General features: G+C 61.2%; 13 protein-coding genes and 1 tRNA gene. 9 read left to right on the forward strand and 5 right to left on the reverse strand.

The features are described from left to right. Positions 1–741 precede the first annotated feature (741 nt). Genes I6J26_RS06640 through I6J26_RS06650 form a run of 3 tightly spaced genes read left to right on the forward strand, consistent with a single transcriptional unit; the run spans position 742 to position 3007 of the window. Entirely contained in the window at positions 742–1647 is a 906-nt protein-coding gene (locus tag I6J26_RS06640; RefSeq protein ID WP_115020990.1) for an acyltransferase family protein, read from the forward strand. Continuing rightward, complete coding sequence (locus I6J26_RS06645; RefSeq protein WP_115020991.1) at positions 1647–2807, forward strand: trypsin-like serine protease; 1161 nt, start codon at positions 1647–1649, stop codon at positions 2805–2807. Before I6J26_RS06640 ends, I6J26_RS06645 begins: the two co-directional genes overlap by 1 nt. An 11-nt stretch (positions 2808–2818) precedes the next feature. After that, the gene (locus I6J26_RS06650) at positions 2819–3007 is read left to right on the forward strand and encodes a hypothetical protein (protein WP_115020992.1); all 189 of its coding nucleotides are present in this window, start codon (positions 2819–2821) and stop codon (positions 3005–3007) included. Positions 3008–3391: 384 nt separating this feature from the next. On the opposite strand, the gene I6J26_RS06655 is transcribed toward I6J26_RS06650, so the two are convergent. After that, positions 3392–4420, reverse strand: coding sequence for a prephenate dehydrogenase (locus I6J26_RS06655; protein ID WP_115020993.1), 1029 nt, complete (start codon positions 4418–4420; stop codon positions 3392–3394). 39 nt (positions 4421–4459) lie between these two features. Here I6J26_RS06655 and I6J26_RS06660 point away from each other — a divergent pair, with 39 nt between their 5' ends. The 4 genes from I6J26_RS06660 to I6J26_RS06675 all read left to right on the forward strand — a co-directional run bounded on the left by I6J26_RS06660 (position 4460) and on the right by I6J26_RS06675 (position 5913). Further along, positions 4460–4963 carry a tRNA adenosine deaminase-associated protein gene (locus tag I6J26_RS06660; RefSeq protein WP_115020994.1) on the forward strand — a complete coding sequence of 168 codons (504 nt, stop codon included), beginning with the start codon at positions 4460–4462 and terminating at the stop codon, positions 4961–4963. 34 nt (positions 4964–4997) lie between these two features. Beyond that, the gene (locus I6J26_RS06665; protein WP_115024209.1) at positions 4998–5441 is read left to right on the forward strand and encodes a nucleoside deaminase; all 444 of its coding nucleotides are present in this window, start codon (positions 4998–5000) and stop codon (positions 5439–5441) included. Positions 5442–5533: 92 nt separating this feature from the next. Further along, positions 5534–5731, forward strand: coding sequence for a CsbD family protein (locus I6J26_RS06670; protein ID WP_070538445.1), 198 nt, complete (start codon positions 5534–5536; stop codon positions 5729–5731). A gap of 91 nt (positions 5732–5822) precedes the next feature. Then, positions 5823–5913: transfer RNA gene (locus I6J26_RS06675), tRNA-Ser, on the forward strand. 45 nt (positions 5914–5958) lie between these two features. Here the strand turns inward: I6J26_RS06675 and I6J26_RS06680 are convergent. After that, the gene (locus I6J26_RS06680) at positions 5959–6126 is read right to left on the reverse strand and encodes a hypothetical protein (protein WP_181815323.1); all 168 of its coding nucleotides are present in this window, start codon (positions 6124–6126) and stop codon (positions 5959–5961) included. 181 nt (positions 6127–6307) lie between these two features. On the opposite strand from I6J26_RS06680, the gene I6J26_RS06685 reads away from it, so the two are divergent. Further along, positions 6308–8740, forward strand: a complete 2433-nt coding sequence (locus I6J26_RS06685) for an MMPL family transporter (RefSeq protein ID WP_115020995.1) — start codon at positions 6308–6310, stop codon at positions 8738–8740. 6 nt (positions 8741–8746) lie between these two features. Then, positions 8747–10030 (forward strand): tRNA guanosine(34) transglycosylase Tgt, encoded by a 1284-nt coding sequence (gene tgt, locus I6J26_RS06690; RefSeq protein WP_115020996.1) that lies wholly within the window; start codon positions 8747–8749, stop codon positions 10028–10030. On the opposite strand, the gene I6J26_RS06695 is transcribed toward tgt, so the two are convergent. The 3 genes from I6J26_RS06695 to I6J26_RS06705 form a co-directional block, all read right to left on the reverse strand. Next, the gene (locus I6J26_RS06695) at positions 10018–10743 is read right to left on the reverse strand and encodes a sortase (RefSeq protein ID WP_115020997.1); all 726 of its coding nucleotides are present in this window, start codon (positions 10741–10743) and stop codon (positions 10018–10020) included. The two genes, tgt and I6J26_RS06695, sit on opposite strands and share 13 nt — an antisense overlap. Continuing rightward, positions 10736–10900, reverse strand: a complete 165-nt coding sequence (locus I6J26_RS06700; protein ID WP_181815324.1) for a DUF6290 family protein — start codon at positions 10898–10900, stop codon at positions 10736–10738. Before I6J26_RS06700 ends, I6J26_RS06695 begins: the two co-directional genes overlap by 8 nt. A gap of 119 nt (positions 10901–11019) precedes the next feature. After that, the gene (locus I6J26_RS06705) at positions 11020–11754 is read right to left on the reverse strand and encodes a queuosine precursor transporter (RefSeq protein ID WP_115020998.1); all 735 of its coding nucleotides are present in this window, start codon (positions 11752–11754) and stop codon (positions 11020–11022) included. Positions 11755–11883: the final 129 nt, after the last annotated feature.

An 11883-nucleotide genomic window follows, 5' to 3' on the forward strand; every position in this document is an offset into this window, starting at 1 on the left:
CGAAACGACTGCCTGCAGCTTTTCCTCTAAGTAATTGCTCCGCTCTTCAAGCGCACCAATCATTGTTATCAGCGATAGGGCCAATCGATCGGAGCTGATGGTCCCGTCCTCGTTGGGGTACTGCTCGGACAGAGCTTCCAAGCGCTGTATGAAGGTGGCGGTGATTGGGAATTGGGAAGAATCTATGTCAGACGCGGCCTGCTTTAATAGCTGCAGTATGGCATTATTGCTGGTAGAATTCATTTTTTGGTTCTGGGAGGAACTTTAAAAGTAAACGCGAAATTTATCGGAGCGGCTGCCCTGTCGATGGCAACTGTAGCAGGTGCTTCGCCCGTTGCGCAGGCAGCTACTGTCGAGGTGCCAGTGGGAACCATTGCAGTAGGGGGCCATCGGTAGCCAAGTCGTTTCCTTAGATGACCCCGAGGAAACACTGGTGCCTACGGGAATACGAAGCTAGGTTCAGCGGCATTGGAGTATGCGTACCAACCAATAAAGGAACGTGGCTGTTGTCTGTTAAGTGGCGTGGCTAAAGCAGAGATATGGCTACTGCGATCGGTAATAAAGCGTAACGCCGCAGCGCATCTACCTTGTGAACGGGGACCAAGCCATCGCACTCACTCGCTGAGACGCACATCACGCAGCGTTGAGTGAAACGCAGAGCTGAAAAGCGGCACAAATGTAAAGACCGGCCAGAGCTATTGGTCGGTCTTTAGACGTTTTCTACTGCAAGGAGATGAATAGGTGTCAGCGCGTGCCCGAATAGTGGGCCTCGATATTGCTCGTTCCTTGGCCATCATCGGGATGATTATTCTGCACATGGCCAACCTGGTGTGGAGCGCCAAAGTGGTGCTCTCCGGGTTGCCGGCGGCGGGCTTTGCCATCATTGCAGGTACCACGATGATGATTCTTGCCCGCGATTACTCGCTGCGAGTTTTCCTCAAGCTGGTTGCCCGCGGACTGATAGTCATGCTCATCGGCGTGGCCTTGCTTCCCGTCGGCGGTGAGATTCAGGTGGTGCTCGTGGTCATGGGCGCGGCCATGGCTCTCACCGCCTGGGTGCCGCCACTGGCCACCGGCTGGAAGGTCCTGCTCTTTGCGCTGGCTACTGCGGGCGCCACGGTGCTCTACGCGCCCTATACCCTCCCGCAGGTCTACCCCCTCGTGGCGTTCCTGGCGTACATGGTGGCGGGCATGCTGCTTTACGACGTCTACCTCACCCGCCCCACCCGCACCCAAACCATTTCGACCGCGGTGGCTGCCGTTGTCGCCGGCATCGGCCTGTGGCAGCGCTTCAACCCGGAAATCCCTGGCTGGCTGCGTTTCACCGGGCATACGGGTGTGCTTGGTGAAATCCTTCTTTCCGTGGCGGTTACTGCAGTGGTGCTGCACCTGTGCCTGATCATTGGCCGACAGCTGCCGCGCTTGACCTTCCCCTTCGCGGCATTGGGCTCGATGTCGTTGACCATTTATATCCTGCACATTCTCACCGCACGCTATTGGCAAGCGCACGTTTCGCTGCACAACACCATTGCAGCCGTGGGCTTTGTGCTCGCTTTCCTGGTGCTGAGCGCGCTGTGGAAAAAGTTCTTCGGAAAAGGTCCGGCTGAGAGGGTCGTGGCTTGGGCAATCAAGGAGGTGGCCGCGTAATGGTGGCACGAAAAATAACTGCTGTTCTGGCAAGCTCGGTGGTCGTGGGGCTAGGCGCTGCGCCGGCCATGGCCTTGGAATTCGCCCAACCCGCACCTCAGTCGGAGGAAAGCGCTGCCGTAGCTGCGCTGCGCATGGGCAAGATCGGAAACTTCGGCGATTGCACCGGCACGCTGGTGGCCGAGCAGTGGGTGCTCACCGCCCGCCACTGCTTGGAGTCCGTCAACAACGAAGGCACGCAGGCACGTTTTGGTGACCGCGTCTACGACGCTGACTCGTGGGCGGTATCGCCAACGATCGATGCGGGCCTCATCCATCTCACCGAACCCGTCAAGGGCATCAAGCCCGCCAAGCTCGCGGATGCGGTCCCCACTGCTGGCGAGAAAGGCCGCTTCTACGGTTGGAGCAGCAGCTCCCGGATGGCCCGCAAAGGCCAGCTGCCGATGGCCGAGATGGAAGTCGGCGAACTACTGTCTGGCGGCACCCCACCGGCGAGCCCTGACGAGTCGGGCGAGAAAATGACGCCGGTGGCGCCAGGCGAGTCCGGCGCCGCGGCACCTGGTGGAGTGGCGACTGCGCCGAAGGATTCCGGTGCCATGGCTCCTGGCGGCATGGCCGTTCCTGCACCGAACGGACCTGGCGGAATGGCCGCTCCCGCCCCTGGCTCGTCCGACGCTCCCCAGGTGATGAAGGGCGGCGAGATGCCAGACATCACTTCGGGCCCAGGTGGCGCGGAAAGCATCCCAGCTGGCGAGCTTGGGGGAGTGGGGCCGATGATTGCCGCTGCCATCATGGACGTGAAGTCCCTCAATGGTGAGGGCATGCAGGGCGGCGATTCGGGCGGACCGTTCTTCGTCGATGGTCGCCTCGTCGGCGTGGCCACGGCTGGCACGTCGAATGCGGACCCAGATCTGCCTTCCCCTACCGCGGCGATTACTTCCGTGGTCGAAGTCCGCGACTGGATCGAGGACATCACCAGTGGTCGGGATACCGACGGCGTTCTCAACGCCGATAATTCCCCGGCGCCGCCGACAACGATGCAGGTCAGTGCCCCGGTTGCATGGCCGGCGGGTGTTGCCGCGGTAGTCGGACTTATCGCGATTGCCATCTTCTCGCGCCTGCTCAACCGCAAGTCTGTCGCTGAGCGGGGTACCAACTAGGCTGAATCTCCATGAAGGAGAAACTCGTTCCGTGTCTGATCGCTGGTGCCATCCTTGGCCTAGTTCTGTGGCTGGCCTCCGGCATGCTGTGGCTACTGCCGGTAGGCCTAGCAGCCGGCCTGGCGGGATACCCGCTCCTCGGCATGACGCGCGACGAGTCCCAAGCCCGCAAGCGCCGCGACGACACCTTCCGCGACTAAACGCCCCGCGCACCGCTGCACGCCGCCCCGCCGCACGCCGCTCCACTCCACCGCGCACGTCACTTCACAGTCCGGCATCACATGGCATCCTGCAAAAGGCATCCGCTAGAAGGCGTCTTTGGGGCTAAAAACGCCATGTGCACGACCGACAAGGCGTTTTCAGGCGGGAAAACGCCTTTTGGCTAATGCCATCTGCGCGATGCCTTCTGGGAACCGCCCACATGGCTGGGCGCTCTAAAAAGGTTGCAGTCAGAAGTCTCTAGTCAGAAGGTTCCTTTGAGGGCAAGCCGCTTGGGGGTAAACAAACCTTCTGACTAGAACCCTATGAGGGGAACCCTGTGAGAAGCCGCTGACCAAGAGTTGAAGAAGAAGCCCACCAGCTGGCTAGAAGATCTCGATGCGCCCACCCAAGGATTCCGTCTGGCGCAACTGCGCTACCCAATTCGGTGCACCTGGGTGCAGGCGCAGCACCGGGCGGGAAGAAATCTTGACCGGAGAAACGGATTCCTTACGAGCGCCGGATCGGGCTTCGATGCGGGTGCGGGCTCTGTAGCCGGCGTCGGCAAGCTCGGCGATGGAAGGCTCATCTGAAGCCAGCGAGTCACGGGCAGACTGCATCAACTCAATCGCCTCATCCAAAGCAGTGACCAGGGCAGTCGCGTTGGTCTCGCACATCTGGCGAACCAGGTCCGGGCGGGTACCGGCCACGCGCGTGCCGTCCTTGAAGGAGCCAGCCGCCAGGGACTGCGCCAGGATGCCGCCATTATCGCCCACTACCGCGAGGGTCTCTGCCAGCACGTGCGGCAGATGAGAAATGCGAGCAACCGCAGCATCGTGGTTCGCCACGCGCACCGGCACGGCCTCCGCGTGGACCATCTGCGTCATGCGGACAACATCAGCGAAAATATTCTCCCACTCGGTCGGGATACGTTCGCCGCGCGCGTCGCACTCGGCGGCGTAGTCATAAGTAATAACCCAGGCAGCGCGGTTGAACAGGCCGGTCTGCGAGTTCTCCCAGCCGGACTTGGACGTACCCGCCATGGGGTGGCCACCCACGTAGCGTGGGTGCATGTTGCGGTCAACGACGAGCTGGCGGATTTCGGTCTTCACCGAGACGACGTCCGTAAAACCACAGCTCGGGGCGTGTTCCTGGATAGTGTCAAGAACCGAGGCAACCGCATCCATGGGCACCGCGATAACGATGAGCGCCTTGTCTTCCTCCGCGCGGCGAAGAATGGCGGGGAGGTCATCGGTGACGTCAAAGCCCTGCTTCACAGCAATGCGGGCACCGGACGTGGAGTGGTTGTAGCCGTACACCGGATGGTTGCTTGCGGCGAGGTCACGCAGCAGGGAACCACCAATGAGGCCGAGGCCGATAATGCAGACGGGGCGTTGAACATCTTGAGAACTCACGGTGACAATTGTGGCACAACCCGACTAATCTGACGAGGTATGAGCCACGACGATCTCTCTTTTTCCATCACCGTTGCCCGCAGCGAGCACGGATGGGTGATTCGCCCCTTCGAGGATGACTTCACTAACGTCAACACCTCCATTAAGGCGGTGCGCAACCTGCGTTCCGAGGGTGCGGCCTTTGCGCTGTTGTGCGTGGAGGATGACTATTTCGTCGTCGTGCGCCCGGTGCCGGGGGATGTGCGCATGCTGCTTTCCGACGCCACCTATGCCGCCGAAGACGACTTCGCCGCGGATTTCCTCGACCTGCGCGATATTGATATCCCGGATTTGGACGAAGACGAGTGGGAGGAAGCCGATCCCTACGGCGATGGCGACTTCGACATCTTCGCGGACCTCGGCCTCGATGAGGACCAAGTGGGCTACATCATTGACAACGATGAGGACTGGCCTTCCGATATGCTCCTGCGCATCGCCGGCGAGCTGGGCTTTGGTGATGAGCTGGAGGATTTCATCGACGGCCTCGACTCGGATGACTCTTAAGCCGGCGGAAGGGCTGGTGCGCGCGGAGGTCCGCATGCGCCGCGCCATAGAGGTGGCGCGCACCACGCCGGTGGGAGATATCCCGGTGGGTGCCGTGCTGTACGACGCCTCCGGTAACGAACTCGCCACCGGCGTTAACCGCCGCGAGCAACTCAATGACCCCACCGCGCACGCAGAGGTAGAAGCAATCCGCCAGGCGGTGCGCGTGCACGGCGATGGCTGGCGGCTGGAGGGCTGCGAGCTGGTTGTCACCTTGGAGCCCTGCGCGATGTGCGCGGGCGCGATTCAAGCTTCCCGGGTGGCCTCGGTGGTCTTTGGCGCTTTTGAGCCGAAGACGGGGGCATGCGGCTCGCTTGTCGACGTCCTCCGCGCCCCCGGCGCCCTCCACGTGCCCGAGGTACGCGGTGGAGTGCTGGAGGAAGAGTGCGCGGAGCTGCTCACGGGCTTCTTCGAGGGTCTGCGCGGCAGTGGCGCTTAACCCTGAGTTGGGACGTGGTCTCGGATCCACCTTCCGATTCGCGTGTAGGCTGGGTGTCCCACGTGAGAGAAGTAGAGAGTAAGGAGAAAATCATGGGTGATTTCGAGAATAAGAAGGACGAGTTCGTCGGCAAGGCTAAGGAAGCCGCTGGCAACGTAAGCGACAACGAGAAGCTGGAGAACGAGGGCAAGGCCGACCAGGTCACCTCTGAGGCCAAGCAGAAGGCTTCCGACGCCGTTGAGGGCATCAAGGATAAGGCCAACGAGGTCATCGGAAACCTCAAGGACTAATTCCTCGCCTTTATATAGCTGAATCGCTGTCCCGCCGCCTGGCGTGGGCAGCGATTTTGTCGCTCGGGACGACTCCCGTAATCTGGAACGCGGTGGCGTGTCCGAGCGGCCGAAGGTGATCGCCTCGAAAGCGATTGTTGGGTAACCCCCAACCGCGGGTTCAAATCCCGCCGCCACCGCCAGATCCGGCACTCCAGTTTTTAGCTCTGGGGTGCCGGTTTTATGTTTTAGAAGCCAGCCCGCCCTCTATCAACATCTCTTTGGAAATCCAGCGCGGCTTGGCGTTCCTCGGGGTCGTGGTCTTCCGTACGCTTGTGAATCCGCCGGCTCATCATGCCTGCTGGGATGGCAATGAGAAGGATGGCCGCGACGACGACAATGACGAAAGTAGACATAGCAGAGCCTCCTATAGTGTTGAGTAATCGCGTATTGTAGCGTAGATCACATCGCGGAGGATTGTTCGAGCTCTTACGGGACCGTTAGGGCTTCGAAGCCCAACTGGTTAAACTGGTGCACATTCGTGTCCACCACCAAAGCTGCCGTGACTATTAATCACGCATGTGAAGGGGAATTTCCGTGGCAAAGCTGCTCTACCACCTAGGCCGCTGGTCTTACATCAATCGATGGAAGGTCATCATCGCCTGGATCTTCATCGTGGCGGCCGCGGGCGGAGCGACCTTGAGCTTGATGAAGCCGATGACCACGGAGTACTCCATCAGCGGCACGCCCGCAATTGACGCCACCCGGCGTGCGGTGGAGCTCTTCCCGGAAAACGGTAACCCGGCCAATGCGCCGACGGTCAACCTCGTCTTCAAGGCCCCGGAAGGGCAGAAGCTCAGTGACCCGCAGAATGAAGCGGCAGTCGGGGACGTGGTGCGCCACATCGCAGAGGGCTTGGATATCCCGGAGGGAAGCCAGCAGCGTTGGGGCAATCCGCTTGAGGTATCGCCGGCGTTGCAGCAGCAGGTCATCGAGCAATTCACCTCCATGGGATTGCCGGAGGAGACCGCGCGGGCGGATGCCGATAACCTGGCCATGGTCAATGCCGATGAGACGATTGCTTATACCACCTTCGACTTTGACGCGGAAAGCCCCTACTCGGTAGACCCCGCGGATAAAGATGTGGTCCACGAGGCCATGGATATTGGCCGTGCAGCTGGTCTGGAAGTAGAGGCCGGCGGCGCGGGCTTCGGTGATGAAATCCAGGTCAACTCGATTTCTGAGGTCATCGGCCTGGCAGTGGCGTTTATCGTCCTTATTATTACCTTCGGTTCCTTGGCCTCCGCGGGCATGCCGCTTATCTCCGCGGTCGTGGGTGTGGGGCTGGGCGCGATGGGCGTCATGATCGCCACCCACTGGATGGAGCTGAACAACCTCACCCCGGTGCTGGCCGTCATGATTGGCCTGGCCGTGGGCATCGACTACGCGCTGTTCATCATGTCGCGCTTCCGGCAGGAGCGCTCCCGCATGGACGGACCAGACGCCGCCGGCATGGCCGTCGGCACGGCGGGATCCTCCGTGGTCTTTGCCGGCGCGACGGTCTTCATCGCGCTCTTTGCTTTGCTCGTGGCGCGCATCAGCTTCCTCACTGCCATGGGCCTGGCGGCCGCGGGCACGGTCTTCATGGCCGTGCTTGTGGCGCTGACCTTGGTGCCCGCGATGCTGGGGCTGCTCGGTGATAAAGCCTTCGCCGGGCGCATCCCCGGCGTGGCCGGCAACCCCACGAAGCGCCGCCCGCGCCGCACGAAACCAACGATGGGTAACCGTTGGGTGCGCACGGTGCAGCGTGTCCCCGGTGTGGTTATGGCCTTGGTGGTGCTCGGCCTCGGAGCGTTAACCGCCCCGGTTCTGCACATGGAATTAGCGCTTCCGGCGGATACCACCTCCAACCCGGATACCACCCAGCGCAAGGCGGCGGATCTTCTGTCCGAAGGCTTTGGCCCCGGCATCAACGGCCCCTTCCTGGTGATCGTGGATGGCGCCAACGCCAACCCGGACTCTGCAGCCTTGCAGCCCTATATCCAGGGCCAGGAGGGTGAAGAGGACGAGCAGAAGAAGGCGGCCCTTTCTTCCTTCATCTATTCCGTGCAGCGCCTGAATCAAGTGGGCGGTGTCAAGCACGCCCAGCTGGTGGGGGTGAGCAAAGACATGAAGTCCGCGCAGATCATGGTCAGCCCTACCACGGCGCCGACGGATGATGCCACGGTTGGCACCGCCTCCGCCCTGCGTACTGCCGGTGCGGAGCTGGAGGATGCCACCGGTGCCGAGATCGGCATGACGGGCCTGACCGCGGTGCAGCTCGACATCACCGAGCGCCTCGAAGAAGCCATGGGGCCATACCTTGCCATCGTGGTGGGCCTGGCCATCTTCCTGCTGCTGGCGGTATTCCGCTCCATCTTGGTCCCGCTGGTGGCCGGCTTAGGCTTCCTGCTCTCCGTCGGCGGTGCCTTCGGTCTGACCGTGCTGGTGTGGCAGGACGGCTTCACCGGACTGGTGCCCGCGCCGGGCCCGCTGATTTCCTTCATGCCCATCTTCCTCATCGGCGTGACCTTCGGCCTAGCCATGGACTATCAGGTCTTCCTGGTCACCCGCATGCGCGAGCACTTCTCCCGCTTCCCGCAGGGCAGCGGTGGCAAGTACAGCAAGTACAACGCCAACGATGAGGCGACTATCGCTGGCTTTACCGCCGGTGCCCGCGTGGTCACCGCCGCGGCCATCATCATGATTTCCGTTTTCGTGGCCTTTATCAGCCAGCCGCTGCCCTTCATCCAGATCTTCGGCTTCGCGCTGGCGGCGGGCGTGCTTTTCGACGCCTTCCTAGTCCGCATGTCCCTCGTTCCCGCCACCATGTTCCTCATGGGGCACACCACCTGGTGGATGCCGAAGTGGCTGGACAAGCTGATCCCACAGCTGGATATCGAGGGCACCGCACTCGAGGAAGAATGGGAGCGCAAACACGCGGCAGCGTCTCGTGAGGCAGAGGATAAGGCAGCGCAGCCCGTAGAATAGTTCCCTATGACCCACCCTAAGCCGCAGCTTGAGACCGACCTGTCCTTCGATGTGAAGAAGGAGCTGGACCTAAGTGGTCCAGCACAACCGGGAAAGCACGGCCGCACCGGCGTTATCCATACGCCGCATGGAGATATCCAAACCCCGGCCTTCATCCCGGTGGCCACCAAGGCCACGGTAAAGACGCTGACCCCGGAACAGATCCGGGCCACCGGCGCGCAGGCCATCTTGTCCAACGCTTATCACCTCTACCTGCAGCCGGGCCACGACATCGTGGATGAGGCCGGTGGCGTGGCTACCTTCGAGAATTGGCATGGGCCGACGTACACCGACTCGGGCGGATTCCAGGTCATGTCGCTCGGCGTGGGTTTTAAGAAGGTCCTCGCCATGGACGTGGCGGACCTGACGGAGTCCGATATCCGTGCGGCCAAGAAAGAGCGCATGGCGCAGGTGGATGAGGACGGCGTGGACTTTAAATCCTTCATCGATGGCTCCACGCATCGCTTCACCCCGGAGGTCTCCATGCAGATCCAGCATGGCTTGGGCGCGGACATCATGTTTGCCTTCGACGAGCTCACCACGCTCGTGGATACCCGCACTTACCAGGAGGAATCCGTGGAGCGCACGCGCCGCTGGGCGCAGCGCTGCTTGGATGAGCATGACCGCCTTACCCTCGCCCGTGGCCCGCAGAAGCCACGCCAATCCCTGTGGGGTGTGGTGCAGGGCGCGCAATACGAGGACCTGCGCCGACAGGCTGCGCGCGGGCTCGTGGAGCTGTCTGATCGCGCCGAAGCGAATGGCCGGCGCGGCTTCGGAGGCTTCGGCATCGGTGGCGCATTGGAGAAGGAAAACCTGGGCACGATTGTGGGGTGGGTATGCGATGAGTTGCCCGTCGATAAGCCCCGGCACCTGCTGGGTATCTCTGAACCCGATGACATCTTTACCGCCGTTGAGGCTGGTGCCGATACCTTCGATTGCGTGGCGCCGACCCGTCTGGCGCGCCGCGGTGGCGTGTACACGCTGGATGGCCGCCTCAACCTCACCAATGCGCGCTTCAAGCGTGACTTTGTTGGTGTGGACGAGGAGTTCGGCGGTTACGTCTCGGAGAACTACTCCCGCGCTTATATCCACCACTTGCTCAAGGCCAAGGAATTCCTCGCCGGCACGCTGTGCACTATCCACAACCTGGAGTTCATGATTCGCCTGGTGGATAACATCCGGGAGTCCATCGATGGCGGCTATTACGAGGCTTACCGCGATGAGTTTATGGGGCGCTATTACGCCAAGTGACCGGTGACGATGACGTTGTACTCCAAGTCCGAGGCGCCGTCCACCGCACACGCAATGAGTACGATGCGCCCGGGAACCTCGGTATTCATGAGGTCGGCGTCGCTGCCGAGCTGATTCTTGGGGATGAGGAAGGCGTTATCCACGATCCACTCGCGGCCCTCACCACCCTCGGAGGTCATGCGGATGTGGGAGCCGTTCAGGGTGGACGTCGCAAAGCGCTGCACATCCACGCCGTCGAGGCCCTCCACGGAGGTGGGGTTGCTCAGATCGACGTTGGCTGTGACCACCTCGGAGAAGGGGTTGAATACCAGTTTCTGTTGGCCCCAGGCATGGCCCAAGACGTAGGTGGTGCCCTGTTCTGCCGTGGCGGGGGACTCACCCCAGTCTCGGACCCAGCGCACCATGGTCTCCTGCGGACCGGCCGGGTTGAGGGGCACGACGAAGGGCATCGAGTCATAGGTCGCGCCCGTGATTGCGGCCGGGCCATCCATCTCAAACGCACCGGTCAGGGCTGGCGCCGGGCCCTCATTGAGTGGGGGAGGAGTGGGCGCTGCGCTTGACGACGCCTCACTGCTCACCGCCGTCGTTTCCGGTGCCGCGTGGCTCGTCGTTTCAGGCGACGGGTCTTCTTTCGTCCCCGAGCATGCAGCAATACTCAGGACCGTGGCCAGGTTAAGGATAAGGAGGAAGGAGGCTCGAAGATGCTTATGCATCGTAGATGTCCTTTAAGACCTCATCGAGGTTAAAGCGCTCGCCGGAATCCTCTGCCATTGCTGCGCGCAGTTCCTGAAGGTCGTAGTAGTCTTCGACCCGTTCCAAAAGCGCTGCGCGGGCAGGATCAGATATCGGACGGCCTTCACATGCAGCCATTATTTCTCCTTTGTCACCGTGAATGCATCGTATTACGCAAGATGGGTGAAAGGAAGAGAGAAATAGACCCCCTCAGCACAGTGCGTGCCAAGGGGGTGAAAATTCGGGAGAGGTCGCTGCTACTTAGATGGCGTTGCCGTAGGGGTTTCGATCTCGTCGATAGGTACGTAGTCTTCGCGGCGCTTGACCCAGGAGATAACCAACGTGGTCAGCGGAAGCATGATGACCTCGCAGGCGGTCTTCCACAAGAAGCCCACGATGACGTAGTTCAGGAAGCCGCTGAAGGAATCGATACCGATGACGGGCGCTGCGATGGCGCAGAACAACAGGGTATCGCCGAACTCGCCAACGACGGTGGAAGCGACCAAGCGAGCAATGAGGCCCTTCTCGCCCGAGCGGGCCTTCATCTTCACCAAGGTGAAGGAGTTGAGCAGCTGGCCCACAACGTAGCCGACCAAGGAGGCAGCAAGAATTTGCGGAACCAGTCCGAGAGTTGCTTCGAAAGCTTCCTGGCCTTCATAGAAGTCCGCGGCAGGCAGCCAGATGGCGATGTAGAAGGAGAGCGCGGCAAGGATAGCCATGGCGAAGCCGATGTAGACAGCGCGGCGGGTGGACTTGAAGCCGTAGCACTCAGAGAGAACGTCGCCCACGATGTAGGCAAGAGGGAAGAGGAAGAAAGCACCATCGGTAATGAGCGGGCCCAGCTGGACGCCCTTCGTGGCATTGATGTTCGAGATGAGGAAGGTGACGACGAACACCGTGACCAGCCACGGGTACAAAGTGGAATGTACCGGGATGAATCGGATGCTCTCGCCACCGGGTTTGGTGGTTGCGGTTGCCGATTGAGTTGTCATAACACAGCATTTTTCCATGAAGATGGGGGAACTAGAAATGGGGTGGATCTAGCGCTACTACCGGGGAGTAATCCCTGTGGTGTCATTGTGAAACAAAACTGCAGATGAGCAGCTTGTTTTCGGGATCCA

The sequence above is a fragment of the Corynebacterium minutissimum genome (genome assembly GCF_016889765.1).
Taxonomy (GTDB): domain Bacteria; phylum Actinomycetota; class Actinomycetes; order Mycobacteriales; family Mycobacteriaceae; genus Corynebacterium; species Corynebacterium minutissimum_B.